General features: G+C 64.8%; 18 protein-coding genes. 7 read left to right on the top strand and 11 right to left on the bottom strand.

The genetic code is table 11. From position 1 onward, the window contains the following. Nucleotide 1: 1 nt before the first annotated feature. From THL1_RS14525 to THL1_RS14515, 3 genes are all read right to left on the bottom strand, one after another. A complete protein-coding gene (locus THL1_RS14525; protein ID WP_069083934.1) occupies nucleotides 2-1,582 on the bottom strand; it encodes a GMC family oxidoreductase in 1,581 nt (526 codons plus the stop codon). A 50-nt stretch (nucleotides 1,583-1,632) separates the two neighbouring features. Further along, nucleotides 1,633-2,139, bottom strand: a complete 507-nt coding sequence (locus tag THL1_RS14520; RefSeq protein ID WP_069083933.1) for a transcriptional initiation protein Tat — start codon at nucleotides 2,137-2,139, stop codon at nucleotides 1,633-1,635. A gap of 553 nt (nucleotides 2,140-2,692) precedes the next feature. Then, nucleotides 2,693-3,616, bottom strand: coding sequence for a transporter (locus THL1_RS14515; RefSeq protein ID WP_083245888.1), 924 nt, complete (start codon nucleotides 3,614-3,616; stop codon nucleotides 2,693-2,695). Between the two features lie 336 nt (nucleotides 3,617-3,952). Between THL1_RS14515 and THL1_RS14510 the strand changes: the two genes are divergently transcribed. Both THL1_RS14510 and THL1_RS30120 read left to right on the top strand, forming a co-directional pair. Then, nucleotides 3,953-5,902 carry a sigma-54-dependent Fis family transcriptional regulator gene (locus tag THL1_RS14510; protein ID WP_069083932.1) on the top strand — a complete coding sequence of 650 codons (1,950 nt, stop codon included), beginning with the start codon at nucleotides 3,953-3,955 and terminating at the stop codon, nucleotides 5,900-5,902. Nucleotides 5,903-5,967: 65 nt separating this feature from the next. Next, a complete protein-coding gene (locus THL1_RS30120; RefSeq protein ID WP_161490971.1) occupies nucleotides 5,968-6,213 on the top strand; it encodes a twin-arginine translocase TatA/TatE family subunit in 246 nt (81 codons plus the stop codon). Between the two features lie 276 nt (nucleotides 6,214-6,489). Here the strand turns inward: THL1_RS30120 and THL1_RS14505 are convergent, their stop codons facing one another. The 5 genes from THL1_RS14505 to THL1_RS14485 form a co-directional block, all read right to left on the bottom strand. Continuing rightward, complete coding sequence (locus THL1_RS14505) at nucleotides 6,490-7,248, bottom strand: TerC family protein (RefSeq protein ID WP_069083931.1); 759 nt, start codon at nucleotides 7,246-7,248, stop codon at nucleotides 6,490-6,492. A gap of 176 nt (nucleotides 7,249-7,424) precedes the next feature. Next, nucleotides 7,425-7,796: a RidA family protein gene (locus THL1_RS14500; RefSeq protein ID WP_069083930.1), complete on the bottom strand. Its 372-nt coding sequence runs from the start codon at nucleotides 7,794-7,796 to the stop codon at nucleotides 7,425-7,427. A gap of 60 nt (nucleotides 7,797-7,856) precedes the next feature. Then, entirely contained in the window at nucleotides 7,857-9,407 is a 1,551-nt protein-coding gene (locus THL1_RS14495) for a BCCT family transporter (protein ID WP_069083929.1), read from the bottom strand. 238 nt (nucleotides 9,408-9,645) lie between these two features. Then, on the bottom strand, nucleotides 9,646-10,632 hold the full coding sequence (locus tag THL1_RS14490) for a dipeptidase (RefSeq protein WP_069083928.1): 987 nt from the start codon (nucleotides 10,630-10,632) through the stop codon (nucleotides 9,646-9,648). A 13-nt stretch (nucleotides 10,633-10,645) separates the two neighbouring features. Beyond that, on the bottom strand, nucleotides 10,646-12,088 hold the full coding sequence (locus THL1_RS14485; RefSeq protein WP_069083927.1) for an aldehyde dehydrogenase family protein: 1,443 nt from the start codon (nucleotides 12,086-12,088) through the stop codon (nucleotides 10,646-10,648). Nucleotides 12,089-12,181: 93 nt separating this feature from the next. On the opposite strand from THL1_RS14485, the gene THL1_RS14480 reads away from it, so the two are divergent. The 3 genes from THL1_RS14480 (at nucleotide 12,182) to THL1_RS14470 (ending at nucleotide 15,729) form a co-directional block, all read left to right on the top strand. Next, the gene (locus THL1_RS14480) at nucleotides 12,182-13,087 is read left to right on the top strand and encodes a LysR family transcriptional regulator (RefSeq protein ID WP_069083926.1); all 906 of its coding nucleotides are present in this window, start codon (nucleotides 12,182-12,184) and stop codon (nucleotides 13,085-13,087) included. A 177-nt stretch (nucleotides 13,088-13,264) separates the two neighbouring features. After that, nucleotides 13,265-14,986 (top strand): hypothetical protein, encoded by a 1,722-nt coding sequence (locus tag THL1_RS14475; RefSeq protein ID WP_069083925.1) that lies wholly within the window; start codon nucleotides 13,265-13,267, stop codon nucleotides 14,984-14,986. Next, nucleotides 14,986-15,729, top strand: coding sequence for a DUF3726 domain-containing protein (locus THL1_RS14470; protein WP_069083924.1), 744 nt, complete (start codon nucleotides 14,986-14,988; stop codon nucleotides 15,727-15,729). Before THL1_RS14475 ends, THL1_RS14470 begins: the two co-directional genes overlap by 1 nt. Nucleotides 15,730-15,844: 115 nt before the next feature. Here the strand turns inward: THL1_RS14470 and THL1_RS14465 are convergent, their stop codons facing one another. Then, entirely contained in the window at nucleotides 15,845-16,603 is a 759-nt protein-coding gene (locus tag THL1_RS14465) for an SDR family NAD(P)-dependent oxidoreductase (RefSeq protein WP_069083923.1), read from the bottom strand. Between the two features lie 17 nt (nucleotides 16,604-16,620). Continuing rightward, nucleotides 16,621-17,400, bottom strand: coding sequence for an SDR family NAD(P)-dependent oxidoreductase (locus tag THL1_RS14460; protein ID WP_069083922.1), 780 nt, complete (start codon nucleotides 17,398-17,400; stop codon nucleotides 16,621-16,623). A 96-nt stretch (nucleotides 17,401-17,496) separates the two neighbouring features. On the opposite strand from THL1_RS14460, the gene THL1_RS14455 reads away from it, so the two are divergent. Further along, the gene (locus tag THL1_RS14455) at nucleotides 17,497-18,399 is read left to right on the top strand and encodes a LysR family transcriptional regulator (protein ID WP_069083921.1); all 903 of its coding nucleotides are present in this window, start codon (nucleotides 17,497-17,499) and stop codon (nucleotides 18,397-18,399) included. 71 nt (nucleotides 18,400-18,470) lie between these two features. On the opposite strand, the gene THL1_RS14450 is transcribed toward THL1_RS14455, so the two are convergent. Then, the gene (locus tag THL1_RS14450; protein WP_069083920.1) at nucleotides 18,471-19,673 is read right to left on the bottom strand and encodes an NAD(P)/FAD-dependent oxidoreductase; all 1,203 of its coding nucleotides are present in this window, start codon (nucleotides 19,671-19,673) and stop codon (nucleotides 18,471-18,473) included. A gap of 329 nt (nucleotides 19,674-20,002) precedes the next feature. Between THL1_RS14450 and THL1_RS14445 the strand changes: the two genes are divergently transcribed. Next, a complete protein-coding gene (locus THL1_RS14445; protein ID WP_069083919.1) occupies nucleotides 20,003-20,536 on the top strand; it encodes an RrF2 family transcriptional regulator in 534 nt (177 codons plus the stop codon). Nucleotides 20,537-20,639: the final 103 nt, after the last annotated feature.

The following is a 20,639-nucleotide window of genomic DNA, read 5'->3' as shown; positions in this document are numbered from 1 at the left end:
CTCAGAGGGCGCGCTGGTTGATCAGCGCGCCGATGTGTTCGGCCTGGCGCAAGGCCAGGGCAACGATGGTCAGGGTCGGGTTCTGCCCGCCGCTGGTGGTGAACTGGCTGCCGTCCGAGACGAACAGGTTGGGGATGTCGTGGCTCTGGCCCCACTTGTTCACCACGCCGTCGGCAGCTTTTGCGCTCATGCGGTTGGTGCCCATGTTGTGGCTGGCCGGGTAGGACGGCAGGCGGATCACTTCGGTGGCGCCGACCGCCTCGTAGCACTTGCGGGTCTGCTCCACACCGTGATCGCGCATGGCGTTGTCGAAGGCGTGGTCGTCCTTGTGCACCACCGGAATCGGCAGGCCGTACTGGTCCTTTTCAGTGCCGTGGAGGGTGATGCGGTTGCTCTCCATGGGCAGGTCTTCGCCACACAGCCAAACGCCGGACATATGGTCGTAGCGCTCCATCCGCGAGGCGAACGCACGGCCCCAGCCTTGCGGTGTCGGGTCGAGGAAGGCGGACATGAAGGGCAGGCCGAGGGACAGGATTTCCAGTCGGTAGCCACCGACAAAGCCCCGTGAAGTGTTGTTGTAGGACTCGTCGGAAATGATTCCGGCGCAGGTCGTGCCCCGGTACATGTGAACCGGCTTGGGCAGCACCGCGTAGATACCGGCGGTGGTGTGACACATGTAGTTGCGCCCGACCTGACCGGAGGAGTTGGCCAGGCCATCCTTGAACGTCGAGGATTCGGAGTTGAGCAGCAGGCGTGGCGACTCGATGGAGTTGCCGGCCACGCAGACCACCCGGGCCTTCTGCCGCTGCTGGCGACCCTCGGCATCGGCGTAGACCACCCCGGTGACTCGGCCGCGGGCATCGTGTTCGATACGCAGCGCCATGCTTTGCGGGCGGACCTCGCAGTTCCCAGTGGTTTCGGCACGGGGGATGTCGGTGTAGAGCGTCGACCACTTGGCGCCGATGCGGCAGCCCTGCATGCAGAACCCGATCTGCATGCAGCCAGGCCGGCTGTCATAGGGCTGCGTGTTGATCGCCATCGGCCCGGACTGGATTTCCTTGTAGCCGATGCGCTGGGCGCCCGAGGCCAGGACCTTGAAAGAGTTGTGCCACTGGTGGTACGGCATGCCGGTACTCGGCCCGGTCACGCCCATGTGCTTCTCGGCCTTGACGTACCAGGGTTCAAGCTCCTCATAACTGATGGGCCAGTCGAGCATGTTGGCGCCCTTGATGTCGCCGTTCTCGGTACGCATGCGGAACTCGAAATCGCGAAAACGCAGGGCCACGCCTGCCCAGTGCACGGAGCTGCCGCCTACCGCCTTGACGATCCAGGCCGGCAGGTTCGGATGGTTGCGCGCCACGTCCCAGCCGCCGGTGGCAATGCGTTTGTCGAGCCAGGAAATCTTGTTGAACATGGCCCATTCATCGTTCTCGATGTCGGACATCTCGTAGCGCTTGCCAGCTTCCAGCACCACGCTACGGATACCTTGCCTGGCCAAGGCATGGGCCAGGGTGCCGCCGCCGGCGCCCGAGCCGATGATCACGACGACATCGCTGTCGTCCTGGGAAAATTTCGCTGCCATGGGGTTAACCCTCATTGTTGGAATGGATGGAGCCGCGAAGAGGTGACTGATCAGAGCCAGTCGAGATCGTTGAAGCCGCGCGCGATATAGCCGCCCTTCTCCACCGACGAGCCTTCGTAGCCGAACAGCGGGAACAGCGTCTTGTTGTCGTAGAGGCCGAACATCAGCGCGCTGCGGGTCTCGCGAAAGAACGGTGACGTTTCGATTTCGCGCAGCAGGGCGACTCGATCATCCTCGCTGGCAATCTCCTCGAAGGCCCGGCCGTGGGTGGCACGTGCGCGTGCCTGCAGGGCCTTCATGCCGTCACGGACGAGGTCCGGCTGCTTGCCGAGCAGCTCGAACAGCGACTTGGCGTAGGGCGCATCGCCGAGACGGTCGTGGGGATAGATATCGCGCCCCATCCGCAGCAGCCCGGCAGGCAGCCTGGGCAGCACTTCGTCGGCGATGGCGGTGACGGGAATGAGCTGGCTGGTAACGGCGCTGGCGCCGAGGATCAGGGCGGACTGGCCCGACAGGCTGAGGAAACGCCGGCGGCTCAGGGGGGAAGAGTCATGCATGGCAGAGCTCCAGGCTTTTGCCGGCACACCTGCAAGGTGGGAACAGGTGTGACCGACGTTGTTGTTATTTGTCCGGGTGCCTTTTCGGCCCCTCGACAGCTCTGGAGCAGCTTGCGTGCCAATACTTGGATATAGATTCAAGTAACTGTTTTTTAAGGTTTTTATTAAATTCAGACACGACTGGAGTGTCCATCTGTAAAGCGCCGGCTTTACAGGTGTAAGACGGGCACCCGGGGTGCTTTACAGGCGTCAAGCATGAAGCTCGTGGGAACGAATTCATTTGCCACGTCCTGAAGACGTGGTCATGAGTCACCGAACCAGCAGGATGATGCTGATGTAGGGTGCGCCGCGCGCACCGTGAGAGAGACTCGGAGTCGCCACCATCGCCTCGGTGCGCATGGCGCACCCTACTTCTGGGCACGATGGCGGAGATCAGCCAGGTGCTGCGTGTGAGGATGGCCCCCTTCCAGGAGGCAAAGCACGCCTGTGAGCTCGAGTACATGAAACAAAAAAGAGGCCCGAAGGCCCCAAGCGAGCGGACCGTCCAGACCGCTCAGAACATCTGCATCAGCCGGATGTTCAGCCGGTGCTCTTCACGAAAGCCGTTCTCCACCGCGAAGTCCCGTCCATAGGTGGCCGCCACCTGGGTCCTGGGCAGGAAGAACCAGGAAAATCCCAGGGACCATTTGCCGGTCTCCTGGCGGTCGTCCAGCCACAGCTTGTCGACGCTGTTCTCGCCACCGTCCAGCCAGGACAGGCCGGCGCGCAAGTCCGCCGTGGGCGTCAGCTGATAGCGCAGGAAACCCTGGTACTGGTAGCTGGGTTTCTGCCGCTGGGTCCAGCGGCCGCTGCCGTAGTGGTTGTTTCGGCCGTAGAACATCACGTCCGCAGCCAGGTCCAGGGACAGCCGCTCGCTCAAGGCGTCGACATAGGCGACTTGAAGATTCGCCTTCCAGCGGTTCTCGCCGAGGTTCAGCGGCTCATCGGAGTCGTATTCACCAAGGGGCAGGAACAGATAGGGGGTGATGCCCAGGTAGCGACGGCGCGCGGGTTCGTTGATCAGCCATAGCGGCATGGCCAGGATCGGGTCGGCAAGGCCGCTCGCGTCATCCAGGCCCCGGTTTCCATCGAGGCGCCCGAAGGGCACCAGCAACTGGGGTGCCACGCGGTAACCGGCAACGTCGGTGTAGTGGACCAGGCGCAGGATGCCGATTTCCGAATCGAGTCCCGGGGAATCCGCCTGGCGATGCCCTGCGCGATACAGCCGGTCACGCTCTGCGCCCTGCAGGTAGAGCAAGCCAAGGGTGGTGCCGGCAGGAGCGGCGACATAGTCACCGGCATCCAGGTCCAGAGCCCTGGCGGAGCCCGTGACGGAAAGCCCGCCAGCCAGAAGCACCAGGCCCCACGCGGTGGCCCAGGTCAGACTGTCGAGCGACGAAGGACCCGTGGGGCGGGTCCGTTGGGAGTAAGGCAGCATCGATCATCCTCGTTTCTTGTTGTAGTACCCCGATGGGGGCCGAGGCAGCACGGCGCAGGATGTGTGCCAGACCAGGCAAACTCACTCCAAACAGTTGAATAAAATGGGCTTTTCGATCTGAACCAGGAAAGCCGGAGAGGTTCTGTCAAGCGTTCGGGGGCTTACAGGTGTAAGGCGCGACAAGCCGTCCAGCCACGACCAATGGGCAGGTGACGCCGGAAGGCTAAACTCGTAATGTGATTGCAACCGTGCCAGCCCGCCCCTCAGGTGCTGCCGCCAAACAAGAACAAGATCGTCACGGATAACGGGCCCCTCACCCCGTTTCCGGGAGGCCGCATGAGCAGCATTTCGACCCCCAGCCTGCATATCGACACCGTGCTGTCATACGCCAGCGATGGCGCCGGGCACGAGTCCATCATCACCCGCTCCTGGAAGCGCTGTATCCAGGATTACGGCCTGGACCCGGCCAAGCCCGCGCCACCTCGGTTCGTACCGCGTCAGGTATTGCGGGAGCACCAGGACCACGCAGACGAGCTGATCAACGTGGCCCGCGCCGGCGTCGAGCAGCTGTACCGGCACATTGCCGAGCTTGGCTACGTCATTCTCCTCACCGACAGCCGGGGCATCACCGTGCAGTTCCTCGGCGATCCGGCGGATGAGGTGGCACACCGCAAGACGGGCCTGTACCTGGGCGCCGACTGGAGCGAGGACCATGCAGGAACCTGTGCGGTGGGCACCTGCATCAAGGAGCAGCAGCCGCTGACCTGCCACCACCATGACCACTTCAGTGCCCACCACATTGCCCTGACCTGCACCGCAGTGCCCATTTTCAATCCCCAGGGGCAGCTGCTGGCCGTGCTGGATATCTCGGCCCTGAAGTCACCACCTTCGAAGGACTCCCAGCAATTCGCCTTGCAACTGGTCAAGCAGTACGCGCGCATGATCGAGGATGCGTACTTCCTGCGCCGCTACCGTGAAGCCCATATCCTCTGCTTCGACCGATCCCGCGAATTCGTCCTGATCAATCGCCAGTACCTGCTGGCGCTGGCCGGGGACGGTAGCCTCCTGGCAGCCAACACCGCAGCCCGCACGCTGCTCGACGAATGCGGCCTGCAGTTGCCGGAGCGACCTTCGGCACTGGCCCGTCGAATCGGTATCCAGGACCTGTTCGACTGCGAACCCGAAGACGTCTTCAGCATCCCCCACGCCAGCGCCGACCAGGTGCGCGCCTTCCGTACCCATCGACAGAGCGCGCTGTTCTTTGCCGCATTGATGGAGCCCAGCCGCGCGCCTGCTGCCCCACAAGCACAGCGCGCGAGCCAGGAACGCTGCCCGCTGGATGAGCTGGCCGATGACGAACCCGTCATGCGCAAAATGCTGGCTCGTGCCAAACGTCTGTGCAGCGAGCCCCTGAACGTGCTGCTCAATGGCGAGACCGGCACCGGCAAGGAGCGCCTTGCCCGCGCGCTGCACGACAGCAGCAACAGGCGCAAGGCACCCTTCGTCGCCATCAACTGTGCAGCGATGCCCGAGTCACTGATCGAGAGCGAACTCTTCGGCTACCAGCCCGGCACCTTCACCGGGGCACGCAGCAAGGGCATGCGAGGCCTGATCCAGCAAGCCGACGGGGGCACACTCTTCCTCGATGAAATCGGTGACATGCCGCTGCATCTGCAGACGCGACTGCTGCGTGTACTGGCCGAGCAGGAAGTGATGCCACTGGGGGGTGAGAAGCCGATCAAGGTCAATATCCGCGTCATTGCCGCGAGCCACCGCGACCTGCGGCAGTCGATCGAGGATGGCGAGTTCCGCGAAGACCTCTACTACCGCCTCAATGGGGCGATCCTGCGCCTGCCGGCGCTGCGTGAGCGGGCCGACAAGAACTACCTGATAGAGCGCATCTTCAGGGAGCTATGTGACCAGCGCCAGCGTTCCGCACGCATCCGGGGAGACGCCATGAGCGCCCTTCTCGGCTATGCCTGGCCGGGCAATATCCGCGAGCTGCGCAATGCGCTGCAATACGCCCTGGCCACGGCAGAGACCGATGAAATCACCGTGAACGATCTACCCGAACAGTGCCTGCCAAGCGTCAATCCAAGGCAGCCCACACGCTCGACTCCGGCCCAGGAACAACAGACTTCCCATGCGCGCGAAATCGAAGACTGCCTGCGCAAGCAGCGCTGGAATGTGAGCGCCGCAGCGCGCGAACTGGGCATGTCACGCCCCACCCTGTATCGCTGGATGAAACTTCACCAGATCGTTCCGCCCAACGCCCTGGACAGCTGAGCCACTGGCTTCAAGTGCCCGAAACCGGCCCGCGCGGGGCCGGCCGGGCTTCTGGAGCGGGTCTGGTGAATGACCATCGCGTCCTCCGCCAGCAACTGTGGCGTAACGGCCTTTACAGCATCTTCGACTGGAAACACTGGGCAGTGATTCTGTTGATCGCCCTGGTGATTTTTGGCAGTAAACGTCTTCCGCGATCATTTGCACAATCGCGTATCGGATCAGGAAAGCCCAGGAAGACTGACACGCATCGACCCTCGTCGCCGGTCGTGGCTCCTGTGAGTTGGGGCAGCGGTGTTGCCCTTGGCAAGTAAAGATCCACGTTCGTAGAACGTGGACTTGTGTTTGCCCCCTATAAGGGGGCCATCCTCACACGCAGCACCCGGCTGATCTGCGCCACCGTGCCCAACAGTAGGGTGCGCCATGCGCACCGAGGCGATGGTGGCGACTCCGAGTCTCTCTCACGGTGCGCGCGGCGCACCCTACGGGATCAGCATCATCCTGCTGGTTCGGTGACTCATGACCACGTCCGCAGGACGTGGTTTCCCAAGTTCAAATGAATTCACCCCTGCAGGGCCGCTTCGGGCGTGCTACTCCCCCATCAGGTCCTTGCGAAGTTGCACCGGGTCTTCCTTGCGGCCACGGGCGATGCGCGCGCGGATGTTGAGTGCCTCCACGGCCAGGGAGAAGGCCATGGCGAAGTAGACGTAGCCCTTGGGTACATGGACTTCGAACGACTCGGCGATCAGCACGGTACCGACCACCACCAGGAAGGACAGCGCGAGCATCTTCAGGCTCGGATGCTGGTCGATGAAGGCGCTGATGGTGCCAGCGGCGAGCATCATCACCAGCACAGCGGCGACGATCGCGGCGACCATCACCGGTACGTTGGAGACCATCCCCACGGCGGTGATCACCGAATCCAGGGAGAACACGATGTCGATGATCGCAATCTGGATGATGGTGCCGATGAAGCCGCCCGCCAGGCTCCGGGGCTCATCGGCGGTTTCGTCTTCGCCTTCCAGCCCGTGGTACATCTCGGTGCTGCTCTTCCACAAGAGGAACAGACCGCCGAAGAAGAGGATCAGGTCGCGGCCGGAGATGCCCTGTTCAAAGACGTGGAACAGGTCAGCGGTGAGCCGCATGATCCAGGTGATCGAGAGCAGCAGCAGGATGCGGGTGACCATCGCCAGCGCCAGGCCGAAGAACCGCGTGCGCGCCTGCATGTGCCGTGGCATGCGGCCGACGAGGATGGCGATCATGATGATGTTGTCGATGCCGAGGACGATTTCCAGAGCGGTCAGGGTGAAGAAGGCCACCCAGGTTTCCGGGTGCAGCAGCCATTCCATTTCACACTCCCAGGCGGGTCGGGCCGGGTGGCCAAAAGTAGCGCACGCGCCGTACCGCTCGTGACGGAAAGGCGCGCGCTCCGGGATCAAGCATAGGTGAAGCCGCTGCCAGAGGGATCGACTAGCGGGAAGTCCGGTCCTCCGGGATCGCCAGGACGGGCCGGGGTAACGGCCGATCAGGCCACCGCGTAGACCACCAGCTCCACGAGCATTTCCTCGCGGGCCAGCCCGGCCACCACCATGGCAGCGCGGTTCGGATAAGGCGCGACGAAGTACTCCGCGTAAACCGCATTCACGGTGGCCAGGTAACGGCGGTCGGTCACGTAGATCAGCACCTGGGTCACGGCCTCCAGGCCCAGCCCGGCGCTGTCCAGGGTGTGCTTGAGGTTGTCCAGGGTCTGCCGCGTCTGCGCCTCGATGCCCCCGTCCACCACACGCCCTTCGACGTCGATGGGTATCTGCGCCGTGTACAAGGTACCGTTACCGATCACGGCCCACTCCAGGGGTGCCTTGGACGGGTACAAACGGGTACTGACTGCCTGTTTCATTGAGCTCTCCAGGAAGGGAAGAAAAAGGGAGAGGCAATAGAAACTGCCCCTCCCAAGGGACTAGACCTTTTGCTCGCGCGCCAGGCGGAGGGCGATCTGCGGGGCGTTCCACAGCGCCGGCAACAGCAGCAGGGAAACCGGAACGGCGGTGATGACGATGAAGGACTGCAACGCCGTAACCCCGCCCGATCCGATGGTGACCAACACCACCGCGGCCAGCCCCATGCCGATGCACCAGAAGGCCCGCAGCCACTTCTTCGGCGAGTCGTTACCGGACATCGCCATTGCCACGGTATAGGCCATGGCATCGCCATTGGTAGCCACCGAGATGAAGCTGAGGAACAGGAACAGCGCCGAGACCAAGCCGGCCAGCGGCAGGCTCTGGGTGACGCCCAGCAGCATGGCCTCGGGCTGGGTGCCGTGGACGGTGACGATGCCGGGGGTCTGCAGCTCCAGGCCGATACCGGTGCCGCCGACCACGGTGAACCAGAACATGGTCACCAGCGGCGCGACGATGGACAGGGTCATGGTGATCTGGCGAATACTGCGGCCCCGCGAAATCTTGGCCACGTACAGCCCCATCATCGGCGCGTAACCGATGAACCAGCCCCAGTAGAACACCGTCCACCAGTCGAGCCACTTCGGGTCGGCGCGGTACAGGGTCATCGGCAGGAACTGCTCCAGTTGCAGGCCGAACGCCGCCGGGAAGCCGGTAAGGATGAACAGGGTCGGGCCGACCACGATCATGAACAGCGCCAGACCGATCATCAGCCAGACGTTGATCTCGCTGACGAAGCGGATGCCGTTCAGCCCGATCAGGCAGGAGGTGGTGTACATGGCCGTCACCAGGATGATGGTGATGGACTGGGTCAGCAGATCATTGGGCAGGCCCCACACGGCGTTCAGCGCATTGCTGATCTGCAGGCCGAGGAAGCCGATCGGGCCGATGGTGCCGGCGACCACCGCAATGATCGAGGTGGCATCGGCGAGGTTGCCGATCGGTCCCTTGAGGGCGCGCTCGCCCAGCAGCGGATACAGCAGCGTGCGCGGCGCCAGCGGCAGGCCCTTGTCGTAGTGCAGGTGCATCAGCACGATCGCCAGCAGGCTGCCGAGCACCGCCCAGGCGAGGAAGCCCCAGTGTACGAACGACTGCGCCAGCGCCACGTGGGCCGCCTGCTCGGTGTTCGGTTGCACGCCGGCGAACAGCGGCGGCGGGCTGGCGAAGTGCATCAGTGGCTCGGCGGCTGCCCAGAAGGCGCCGCCGCCGGCCAGCAGCGCGCACATGATGACGGCGATCCAGTTGAAGGTACTGATGTCCGGCGTCCGGTCGACGCCGCCCAGGCGTACGCGGCCGCACTTGCTGAAGCAGATGCCCAGGCTGACGAGGAAGGTCGCCAGCATCAGCACCTGCCAGTAAAGCCCGAAGGCCTTGGTCGACCAGGCGAACAGCGTGTTGACCAGCGCCGAGACGGCGTCGATGTCCACCAGCGCCGCCACCAGGAAACTGAGCAGGAAGCCGCCGCTGATGACGAACAGGGGCCAGTCGATGCCTTGCAGTGCAGGGTGCTTCATCGGCGCGCTGCCTAGGGTCTGGGTCGGGAACACTTTCATGATGCCTCCAGGTTGTAGCTTAGGCCCCGCCGGCATGCGGCACGCGCGGGGCGAATGACCATGGGTTGGGGAAACGACACGGAGCGTTTCGTCAGCGCAAGCGGCGCCTGTCGCTCGCGCGCCCTGGAGGCAGCAGGTAAAGGGGTTGTGCGGGTAGGCACAGGCCAGCTCCACGGTGGGAGATGGACGAGGCACTGTTCTTGTTTTTGTTCATGGCGTCCTCACGGGGGGTGGAAAATCAGTTCCGCGGCGTGGTGCCGCGTTCCAGCAGGTTCAGCCAGTTCAGGCCCATGATCTTGCGCACCTCGTCCTCGGCGAAGCCGCGCTGACGCAGGCCCTGGGCGATGACGGGGAAGTCGCGGCTGTCACGGAACCAGTGCAGCGGCGCCGGCCAGTCGGCGTTGTCCGCCGAGCCTTCGCCGTAGTCCTTGGCCTTGCTCCAGCGGCCGTTACGCATCCACTCCAGCACCTGCAGCGGCTGCTGCTGGCAGAGGTCGGTGCCGATACCGATGTGATCGATGCCCATCAGGTCCGCCGTGCGCGCGACCATGTCGCAGAATTCGTCGAGCTGGCACTGCGAACCGCCGCGCAGGTGGAAGGGATAGGTGCTGAAGCCGAGCAGGCCGCCCGATTCGGCGATGCCACGCAGCACCGCATCGGACTTGTTGCGCTTGGCCGCATGGAAGCTGGTGGGGTTGGCGTGGGAGATGATCACCGGCCGGCTCGACAGCTCGATCGCCTCCAGCGTGCTGCGCTCGGCGCTGTGGGACATGTCGATGAGCATGCCGACGCGGTTCATCTCCGCAATCACCTGGCGGCCGAAGCGGCTGATGCCGGTGTCCTCGCGCTCGTAGCAGCCCGAAGCCAGCAGGCTCTGGTTGTTGTAGGTCAGTTGCATGATGAAGACCCCGAGCTGGCGGAAGACCTCCACCAGGTCGATGTCGTCTTCGATGGGCGAGCAGTTCTGGAAGCCGAAGAAGATCCCGACCCGGCCCTCCTGCTGTGCCAGGCGAATATCCGAAGCCTGCCGCACAGGGCGGATCAGCTCGGGAAAGGCCTCGAAGCGGCGGTTCCACTCGCCGATGCGCGACAGGGTTTCGCGGGCGGTCTCGTGGTAGGCGATGGTGGCGTGGACGGCGCTCAAGCCGCCCTCGCGCATCTGCTGGAACAGCTCGGGGCTCCAGTTGGAGTACTGCAGGCCGTCGATCATCAGAAGCTCTTGCATGGCGTTCTCTCCCTCAGGGACGCACGTACACGGTCTTGACCACCGTGTAGAAATCGCGGGCGTACTGCCCCTGCTCGCGGGGGCCGAAGCTGGAATCCTTGCGGCCGCCGAAAGGCACGTGGTAGTCGGTGCCGGCGGTGGGCAGGTTGACCATCACGCAGCCGGTGTTGGCGCGGCGCTTGAAGTCGCTGGCGTGCTTGAGCGACTGGGTCATGATCCCGGCGGTCAGCCCGAAGCGGGTGTCGTTGAGGATGGCCAGCGCCTCCTCGTAGTCCTTCGCCTTGATCACGCAGGCGATGGGCCCGAACACCTCGTCGCGGTTGATGCACATGTCGTTGCGGGTATCGACGAAGAGCGCCGGGCGCATGTAGAAGCCCTCGTGCTCTTCGGTAATGCGCTCACCGCCGTACACCAGGCGCGCGCCCTCGGCCTTGGCGTCCTCGATGTAGCGCAGGTTCTGCGCCAGCTGGCGCTCGTCGACCACCGGGCCGATCTGAACGCCTTCACGCAGCGGATGGCCGACCTTGAGCTGCTTCATGCGCTCGATCAGCGCTTCGACGAAGCGGTCATGCACGCCCTCGGTGACGATCAGCCGGGACGACGCCGTGCACTTCTGCCCGGTGCCGAAGAAGGCGCCGTTCACCGCGCACTCCACAGCCAGCTCCAGGTCGGCATCGTCGAGCACCACCAGGGCATTCTTGCTGCCCATTTCCAGTTGGCAGCGGACGAAGTTGGCGGCCGTCGCGGCGGCGACCCGGCGCCCGGTTTCCACCGAGCCGGTGAAGCTCAGGGCGTTGATTCCGCTGGAGTGGATCAGGCGTTCGCCCACCTCGGCACCGCTGCCCATCACCAGATTGAAGGTGCCCGCCGGCAGCGCCTGGCGGGCGATGATCTCGGTCAGCGCCCAGGCGCTGGCCGGCACGGCATTGGCCGGCTTGAACACCACCGCGTTGCCGAACGCCAGGGCCGGGGCGATCTTCCAGGCGGCGGTGGCCATCGGGAAGTTCCAGGGAGTGATGATGGCGACCACGCCGACCGGCTCGCGGCGTACCTCGATCTCCACGCCGGGGCGCACCGAGTCCGCCGTCTCGCCCATCTGCCGCAGGGCCTCGGCGGCGTAGTAATGGAAGAACTGCCCGGAGCGATAGACCTCGCCGACACCTTCGGCCAGGGTCTTGCCCTCTTCACGGGACAGTTGCTCGCCGAGTTCAGCCTTGCGGGCGATGAGTTCGTTGCCGATGGCCATGAGCACCTGGTAGCGCTCTTCCAGCCCGCTGCGCGCCCAGATGGCCTGGGCGGCGCTGGCAGCGTGGATAGCCTGGTCCGCCTGGGTGGCGTTTGCCTGGGCGTAATGGCCCACCACGTCCTCGACGTCGGCAGGGCTGCGGTTGGCAATACTCGAGGCGCCTTCGACCCAGGCGCCACCGATGTAGTTGTTGAAAATCTTGCTGGGCATGTGCACCTCCGTTCTCGCTTTGAGCGCATGGTAGGTGCCGCCTCAGATAAACTAAAATTAGTTGTGAATATTGATTGATAAGGAAAACTTACCATGCTGCCGGACCTGAAGATCGTGCAGTTGCGCCACTTTGTCTGGGTTGCCGAGTTGCAGGGCTTCCATGCTGCGGCGGAGCGCGCGCACCGTACCCAGCCGGCCATCTCGCTGTCGATCCGCGACCTGGAGGGCAAACTCGGCCAGGCGCTGTTCGAGAAGCGCAACGCGCGGGTCACCAAACCCGAGCTGACGCCCTTCGGCATTCAGTTCCTCGCCTATGCCAAGGAACTGATCGAGCACCACGACCGGGTGGTCCGCGACATGAGCCTGATCGCCCAGTACAAGTCCGGGCACCTGCGCATCGCCTCGGTGCCGTCCATCGCCAGCCGGCTACTGCCGGACATCCTCACGCGCTTCATAGGCGATGCCACGGACCTGCACGTCAGCCTGTTCGACGACAACTCCGAAGCGGTGCTGAACATGGTGGAGAACCAGCAGGTGGACTTCGGCATCTCCAGCCTCTGGGAAGCCGAGAGCGACATCCGCTTCATCCCTATCTGGGAAGACAGCATCGGCGTGGTCTGCCACCAGAGCCATCCACTGGCCGGCGAAGCGCAACTCGGCTGGCAACAACTGCGCGGCGAGCGCCTGATCGCCAACGGCACCTCGCGCCTGCTGGCCGGCACCCGCGCCGAAGAGCTGGTCACCGACTCGCAGTTCTATATCTCCAACATGATTTCCCTGCTGGCGATGATCGAGGCCGGTATGGGCATCACCACCCTGCCCCGCTTCGCCTTCCCCGCCGAGCCGGGCCAGTTGCGCTTCATTCCTCTGGCCGACCCGCTGGTGACCCGCGACATCGGCATCGTGCGCCAGGCCAACCGCTCGCTACCGGTGGCCGCCCAGGCACTGTTCGAGTTCATCCTGCGCGACAACGAGCTCGACCCCGAGGAATGGCGATGAGTGAGCCTCGCTCATCAACCAAGCCATTTGAATAAGGGTTCCTTATCAATCGATAGGGCGATCTGAATTGCTCCGGGGAGCCGCCTGTCCCACCATCGGCGGCAGATCAATAACAAGCTGCCTCCCGGTCGCCAACACGCAACGGGGGCGCGGTAAACGCCAGTTGAGGGCCCCCGAATGAGCACCCCTTCAATCATGGAATCAGGCCTGCCCGAGGCCGCGATTCCCTACATGCGCCCTGCCCACCTGGTCATGGACCTGGAACGCCTTGGCAGCCTGCACCAGAGCCGCCTGAGCTTCATGCGCAGCCTGGTCCGCCGGATCATGCGCGAGCAGTGGCAGATCGACGCGCCGCGTTTCGATCTGGATGCCGACGGCTATGGCACGGTGATCTACCGCATCCGCACCCGCAGCGACCTGTTCAGTTTCGTGCTGTTTTCCCAGTACCTGGCGCCGGAAAAACGCAACGACCGCGTCATCGCCAACGAATGGGACCTGACCATGGCGCTCTGCGAGGGCGAGGTGGACGACGCCTATGTGGACTACCTGCGCCAAAACGTACCCTTGCAGGAAGCCGGCCGGCTCGACGCCAAGGTGATGGTGCTGTCCCGCGCCAACCGCAGCGTGCGCAATTTCGACAGCGTGGTGGACGCCCTGAGCCAGGGGCGCCAGCCCGACGTGGCGCAGATCGCGCGGGTCGGCTACCTCTACCGCACCACCGCGGTCTACGGCAGCGGCAAGCTCGGCATGGCCGACTGGGAGAAGGTCAGCCGCAAGCACCCGGACTTCGCCCGCCCCTTCGCCGCCGAGATGTTCACCTGTTTCATGCTGCGCAACTTCAGCCTGCAACAGGCCGAGCACATTGCCCGCCAGCGCTCGCCGGCCACCGCCGTGCCCTTCGAACCGAAGCTCAAGCGCTACTTCGGTATCGGCAACTCCACCGGGCTCGGCATGGCGCCCTACCTGATCAACCATCCGCAACTCATCAGCCGCTGGATCGAAATGCGCGAGCTGGCCCTGGCGCGTATCGTCGCCAGCGGTCCCGTGGCGGCCGACAAGTGGCTACGCCTGCCGCAGCTGGTGACGCGCGCCATCCGCCATATCGAACAATCCTTCACCGAAGACGCGTGGCAGACCACCCACAACCAGCAGGTGCTCGCGAACCTGCAGGCCCTGCGCGACTGGATCGGCCACGCTCCGCTGGCAACCTGGAAAGCCCTGCAGGATTGGGCCTTGCAGCATGCCAGCCTGCAGGGACAGGAGCTGATCAACTGCATCCTGCTGGAGCTGCATCCAGAGTGGGTGGATGAGTTGGAGGAGCGCCTCGCCCTGCCCGAACAGCTCGACCTGCGCCCGGAGATGCCCATCGCTGAACTCAAGGCCCTGATCGAGGCTCGCTACGACTGGGCCCTGGCCATCGACTTCGCGGCCGACGGCGCCCAGGAGACCTTCTGGTACCGCTCCGAAGAGAAGCAGGAGCCGCGCCTCGGCAACTGCAGCCTGGACAGCGGCCGCGACAAGCAGATGCCCCTTGGCATCGGCTTCCTGGCGCAGCAGTGCCACCGCGAGATCAGCACCTACCTGGCGGACCACCCGGAACACAAGGTTGCCCACTTCCTGCTCAGCCATCCTCAGCAGCGCGGCATCGTCCGTCGCATCCAGGGCATGGCCATGACCCACTACGGCGAGATCCGCGCCAACCTGCTGGATCGCGAGGTGCTGCCCATGCACCTGCTGCGCTGCAAGCTGTCGTTCTTCGGGGTGAGCAAATTCGATCCACGCTCGCGCCTGTGGGTACGCAACACCATGTTCCAGGGTGCGCCCCTGCTGGAGGATATCGGCCAGCCCTTCGACGATGACTGGTTCCTGCCGCTAGCCCCCACCCAGGAGAATGCGTGATGCTGATTTCCGCCAACGAACTGAAAGCCTTGCTCAAGCGCGTATTCGAAGGCATGGGTTACGCCCAGGGCACCTACGAAGACGCCGCGACCCTGGTGGGCTGGCTGCACCTGCACGGCGAAGACGGCCTGGGCGAACTGGAGCGGGCGCTGGAGCTGGTGGCCGACCGTGAGCGTCCGGCCAGCGAGCTGATCGCGACGCAGCCCGCCGTCCTGACGTTCGAGGGCCACGGCCGCAGCGCGCTGAACTGCCTGCCGGCAATCCTGGAGCTGGCGCGCACCGAAGCCCTGGCGCAGGGTCGCGTCAGCGTCGAGATCGACCACTGCCACAACCGCAAGTTCGTCCTCAAACTGTTGGCGGACTGTGCCCGACAGGGCCTGTGGGCCCAGGCCAGCTGGGACAACGGCCATGGGCCGGTGCATCGGCACATGGCCCTGATCGGTGCCGGCGACGCCTACCCGACCTATCAGACGTACAGGCTCCCGGAGCAGGCGCCTCTGGCGAATCGGCAGTCGCTGAGCCTGGCCCTCGGTACCCCGGGCTGCCCGCAGCCGTCAGCCAGGCCGGTCGCGGCCCGCTACGACCGATGCGTTTCCCCGGCGGATTTCGCCCTGGCTGGCGAGCAGGCCCTGGAGAACGGCATGGAGGTTTCCCCTGCCCTGTGGAACCGCCTCAACCAGTTGGCCGAGGCGGTGCTGGTGGAGAACTCCGAGCGCTCGCGCAGCGGCGCCGGCGGGCGCTGAGGGCCAGGGGCCGCGACGGCCCGGAGCAGGAACCGGTGCGCGCGGCGCACCCTACCTGATTTCGTCCGCAGGCGCTCAGGCTGGTTGGGCATGCACGGAGCTCCCCACACCACGCTCAGTTGCCCGCCGACAGTCCGCAGTCGATGGCCAGGTCGGCGCCCGTGATCGACCGTGCTCCCGGCTGGCACAGGAAGTAGGCCAGGTCCGCGACTTCCGCCGGCTGGATGAAGCGGGCGCCGGCGTCCTGCGGATACTTCGCCAGCAGTTCCCGGTAGTAAGCCTCCGGGTTGCCCTGGCCATAGCGTTCGGCCTGGAACTTCAGCATCGGGGTTTCGATGTCTCCCGGCGACACTGCATTGCAGCGCACGCCAAAGGGCGCCAGATCAAGCGCGAGCGTCTTGCTCAACAGGGTCACGCCGCCTTTGCTCGCGCAGTAGGCCGCCGCATTGCGGTTGCCCTGGCGTCCGGCGTCGCTGGAGATGTTGACGATGGCACCCTCGGACGCTTTCAAGTGCGGGATAGCCGCCGCGCACATGAAGAAGGTCGCCTTCAGGTTCACGCCCAGCACGATGTCGAAATCCTCTTCGCTGAAGCTTTCCACCGGCCCTTCACGCCAGACACCGGCGGCGTTGACCAGGCCGTCCAGCCGGCTGAAGGCGGCGATGGCCGCTGCCACCGCCTCGTGGCAGGTGGCTGGACCACGGATATCGCCGGCAAAGACCTCACAGGCCGGATGTTCAAGCTGCAGCGCGGCGAGGCCGGTAGCGTCCAGATCGGTGGCAAAAACCTGCCAGTTGCCCTGGAGGAAGCGCTCGACCAGCGCGCGGCCGACGCCGCCGGCAGCGCCTGTGATGAGTACAACGGGAGCGGTCATGAGTCATGTTCTCCGAATCAGGGGGCCTTGTTTTCAATCAGGCAGTTGCCGCCATCCACCACCAGCAACTCGCCGGTGATGTAGCTGGCCTCCGGCGATGCGAGGAAGGCCACGGCGGCGGCCACTTCCTCCGGACGCCCGGCACGGCCAATCGGTACGTAGCGCGCCGCCTCCACTTCCTCCGGCGTGCTGGAGCCGGTCGCGATCCAGCCCGGCGCCACGCTGTTCACCGTGATGCCCTTGCCGGCAACTTCCAGCGCCAGGCCCATGTTCAGCCCCACCATCCCCGCCTTGGCCGCGCTGTAGGCGGCTTCGCCCGGATTACCGCCACGGGTGCCGGTGGTGGAGCTGATATGCACGATTCGTCCGTAGCCGCGCGCCTGCATGCCCGGCAGCACGGCACGGGTGAGCAGGAAGGCTGTGGTCAGGTTGCGGGTGATCGAGAGGTTCCAGGTATCCAGGTCCATGCCGGCCACCTCGGCAAAGGGCTCCGGGCTGCCCTGCATGGCCATGCCGGCGTTGTTCACCAGAATGTCGATGCGCCCCCAGAGGGACTCGGCCCAGGCACCGAACTCACGCACCTGCACTTCTTCCGTGAGGTCCACCGCCCGCCCCTCGGCCACGAAGCCTTCGGCACGCAACTCCGCCACCCGCTCAGCGATACGCGCGCTGCTGGCGGTGACGATCAGCTTCACGCCGGCTGCTCCCAACCGGCGTGCGATGGCCATGCCGATGCCCTGTTCACTGCCCGCCCCACTGACCAGCGCCACCTGGCCCTGCCAACCTGAATTCAACATGCTGTTTTCCTCTTGCCACGTTGTCGTTGGGGTAGAAATTAAGGGCAGTTGGCTGATAGAAAAAGACGACTGTCATCAGCAAAACTGAAAACCGCCATGGCCTTTACCAGCGAATCGCTCAAGGTATTCCTCGCCGTCCTCGACGGCGGCTCCTTCTCCGCCGCCGCCCGCAAGCTAGGGCGCGTGCCCTCGGCCGTCAGCATGGCGGTGTCGCAACTGGAAGCGGAGCTGGACCTCACGCTGTTCGACCGTTCCACCCGCAAGGCCCTGCCCACCCCGGCCGCCCGAGCGCTGGAGCCGCAGGCGCGGCAGGTTGCCGGTCAGTTGAACCTGCTGGACGCCCATGCCCTGCAGTTGCACCAGGGCCTGGAACGGCGCCTGACCCTGGCCATGGCACCGGAGCTGCAAACCGGCGCCTGGAGCCGCCCACTGGCAACACTCGCCCGTGAGTTCCCCACGCTGGAGATCGAGGTGCGTTCGGCCTCGCAGTCCGAAGCCGTGCGCATGCTGCATGAAGGGTCTGTGCAACTGGCGTTGGTGTTCGAGCGCCCCGGCATCGATGAACGTGAGGCCTTCCTCGAAGCCGGTAGCCAGCTGCTGGTGGCTGTCGCCGCGCCGGGCTATCCGGCCAGCGGCCACGGCGTCCCACTGGGCGAGGCGCAGATGGCCAATGCCCGCCAGATCATCGTCGCCTCAGGGGAACCCACTGCGTCCGACCCGCAGATCGTGCTGTCGCACCGCGTCTGGCTGACCGACAGCTACCTGGCAACACTCGACCTGGTGCAGGCAGGCCTGGGCTGGGCCTACCTGCCCCAGCCGCTGATCCAGCCATTGATTGCCTCGGGGTCGCTCAGCGAAGTCGCCTTCGACAACATGGCCAGCCAGATGCGTTTGTGGGTGGACATCGTCTGGATCAAGAGCCGCCCCCTGGGGCTGGGCGCCACGCGTTACCTGGAGCTGATGCGCGAGCAGCTCAAGACCGGGCCACGGCGTTCATGACGCCTGACGGACACGCCGTGGGCGCGCGCATCCCAAGGCTGCCCCAGGCAATTGGCTAGCGACTACGGGTATCAGGCAACGACCGGGATCAGCGGGTCGGCGGCAGCCAGCGCGGTGGCACGATCAGCCGCCGGCGGGTAGATCCACACGGAGTTGATCTGCTGCTTGATGGACTTGCCTTCCTGACGCTCGAATTTGATCTGGCGATCCCAGCCTTCGGTGAACACGGCACCCCAGGCGCCGAGGTCCAGGCAGGTGACGTACTTGGGCTGGCTGTAGGGAATCGACGCAACGCCCAGCAGGCTGGCAGCGACGTTGTTGCCGGCGGAGCGCCCCAGGGCGATCGCGTGCTGGCAGGACATCAGCGCATGGTTGCCCTGGTCATCGCATGCCGCGCGGGCGACGTCGCCGGTGGCGAACACACCGTCATGCCCGTGCACCTTCAGGTGGGCGTCGACGTGCAGGCGACCCTGGTCGTCGCGCTCGGCCGGAACCTGCTCGGTCAGCGAGCTGGCGCGCACGCCAACGGTCCAGATAACGGTGTCCGCCTCGATGCGCTCACCACTGAACAAGGTCACGCCGGCGGCATCTACCGAAGCCACTCCGCTGTTCAGGCGCCACTCGATACCCAGCTCGGCGGACGCCTCGGCAATGGCCCCACGGGGACCTTCACCCAGCGCAGCGCCGATCTCGCTGCCACGGTCGACGACGATCACGCGTACATCGGCCTCTTCACCCAGCACGGCACGCAGGCGGGCCGGCATTTCGGCGGCGGTTTCGATACCCGTGAAGCCGCCACCGGCGACAACCACGGTGTTACGGCTGCTGGAAGCCGGACGCTCGGCCAGAGACTGGATATGACGGTCCAGGCGCACGGCCTCCTCCAGTTGGTCCACATCAAAGGCATGTTCGACGCCGGCCATCGCCGGGCGCACCACCTGGCTGCCGGTGGCCAGGACCAGGCGGTCATAGCTCAGCTCGGCGAACTGGCCATCGACACCGCGATAGCCCACGCGCTTGCCCTCGACGTCGATGCGCTCGGCGAAGCCTTTTACGAAGGTAACGCCCACCGCGTCGAACAGTTCACCCAGCGGCGCCACCATCTTGTGCACCTCGGGTTCGTAGAAGCGCGGACGTACGCGCAGCTCGGCCTGGGGTGCGAGCACCACCACTTCGACGTCATCGCGGCCATGCTGGTCCAGCAGGCGAGTTGCGCTCAGGGCGCTCCACATGCCACCGAAGCCGGCGCCGACGATCAGGATGCGTTGTTTCATGGTTCTCTCCACAAGGCGAAAAGCGAGGTTGTTCCGGGCAGGTGCCCCGACATTCATTTGCCGGGATGTGAGGTCATTGCCCCTAACCACACCGGATAACTACGACTATATTTGTCGTAGTTATTTTCGGCAAGCATTTTTCCTTGCCGGCTCATGCCGCTCGTCGTCATCATGCCCTCCAGGCCGCGACAAATATGGGCGTTAACGCTTCAATCCTTTAGCATTGAAGCGTCTGAAGTGAAGGAAGGTTTCCGCCGTGAAGCTGGAAACACGAGAAACGTAATAGAGAAAGGCCGCCAAAATGGCGACAGTATTAGTCGGAGTTAACCATGGCTTTGTACAGCGCAGGCGTGGAGTACGGCATCCATTGCCTCCTCTACCTGGCGGACGAAAAAGGCGACGGTCGCGTAGCCAGCGTGCGCACCCTGGCCGAGTTGCAGGGCGTGCCGCCGGAACTGCTGGCCAAGGTCTTCACCCGCCTGGCGCGGGCGGGCCTGGTGGCGGCGACGGAAGGCGTGCGCGGCGGCTTCCGCCTGGCGCGGCCGGCCGACCAGATCAGCGTGCTCGATATCGTCCGCGCCATCGATGGCGACAAGCAGATATTCGAATGCCGCGGCGTGCGCGAGCGCTGCGCGATCTTTGGCAGTGAATGCCCGGCGCCGAACTGGGCCGTGGCCGACCCCTGCTCCATCCACGCCGTAATGCAGCAGGCGCAGCAACGCATGGAAGAAGCCCTCGCCCAGCAGACCGTACTCGACCTGGTGCGCCGCGTCGCACGCAAGGCCCCGCCCGAATTCGGCGAACAGGTGCTGCGCTGGATGAACGACCGCCATGACGGCAAGGTGGAAATCGGGCCGCTCTGAGGCCACCCGGCGGAATCATCCTTGATGGGCTGTAGGGTGCGCTGCGTGTTCAGCCGGGGGACATAGGTAACGGGTGTCGGGAGACATGGGTAACGCATTTAGG

Source organism: Pseudomonas sp. TCU-HL1, assembly GCF_001708505.1.
Classification (GTDB): domain Bacteria; phylum Pseudomonadota; class Gammaproteobacteria; order Pseudomonadales; family Pseudomonadaceae; genus Metapseudomonas.
This window is presented reverse-complemented; position numbering and strand designations above follow the sequence as displayed.

Bases quoted from the DNA above. Each gene is read 5' to 3' on its own strand.
- THL1_RS14525 (WP_069083934.1), bottom strand. From the start codon at position 1,582: ATGGCAGCGAAATTTTCCCAGGACGACAGCGATGTCGTCGTGATCATC.
- THL1_RS14520 (WP_069083933.1), bottom strand. From the start codon at position 2,139: ATGCATGACTCTTCCCCCCTGAGCCGCCGGCGTTTCCTCAGCCTGTCG.
- THL1_RS14515 (WP_083245888.1), bottom strand. From the start codon at position 3,616: ATGCTGCCTTACTCCCAACGGACCCGCCCCACGGGTCCTTCGTCGCTC.
- THL1_RS14510 (WP_069083932.1), top strand. From the start codon at position 3,953: ATGAGCAGCATTTCGACCCCCAGCCTGCATATCGACACCGTGCTGTCA.
- THL1_RS14505 (WP_069083931.1), bottom strand. From the start codon at position 7,248: ATGGAATGGCTGCTGCACCCGGAAACCTGGGTGGCCTTCTTCACCCTG.
- THL1_RS14500 (WP_069083930.1), bottom strand. From the start codon at position 7,796: ATGAAACAGGCAGTCAGTACCCGTTTGTACCCGTCCAAGGCACCCCTG.
- THL1_RS14495 (WP_069083929.1), bottom strand. From the start codon at position 9,407: ATGAAAGTGTTCCCGACCCAGACCCTAGGCAGCGCGCCGATGAAGCAC.
- THL1_RS14490 (WP_069083928.1), bottom strand. From the start codon at position 10,632: ATGCAAGAGCTTCTGATGATCGACGGCCTGCAGTACTCCAACTGGAGC.
- THL1_RS14485 (WP_069083927.1), bottom strand. From the start codon at position 12,088: ATGCCCAGCAAGATTTTCAACAACTACATCGGTGGCGCCTGGGTCGAA.
- THL1_RS14480 (WP_069083926.1), top strand. From the start codon at position 12,182: ATGCTGCCGGACCTGAAGATCGTGCAGTTGCGCCACTTTGTCTGGGTT.
- THL1_RS14475 (WP_069083925.1), top strand. From the start codon at position 13,265: ATGAGCACCCCTTCAATCATGGAATCAGGCCTGCCCGAGGCCGCGATT.
- THL1_RS14470 (WP_069083924.1), top strand. From the start codon at position 14,986: ATGCTGATTTCCGCCAACGAACTGAAAGCCTTGCTCAAGCGCGTATTC.
- THL1_RS14465 (WP_069083923.1), bottom strand. From the start codon at position 16,603: ATGACCGCTCCCGTTGTACTCATCACAGGCGCTGCCGGCGGCGTCGGC.
- THL1_RS14460 (WP_069083922.1), bottom strand. From the start codon at position 17,400: ATGTTGAATTCAGGTTGGCAGGGCCAGGTGGCGCTGGTCAGTGGGGCG.
- THL1_RS14455 (WP_069083921.1), top strand. From the start codon at position 17,497: ATGGCCTTTACCAGCGAATCGCTCAAGGTATTCCTCGCCGTCCTCGAC.
- THL1_RS14450 (WP_069083920.1), bottom strand. From the start codon at position 19,673: ATGAAACAACGCATCCTGATCGTCGGCGCCGGCTTCGGTGGCATGTGG.
- THL1_RS14445 (WP_069083919.1), top strand. From the start codon at position 20,003: ATGGCTTTGTACAGCGCAGGCGTGGAGTACGGCATCCATTGCCTCCTC.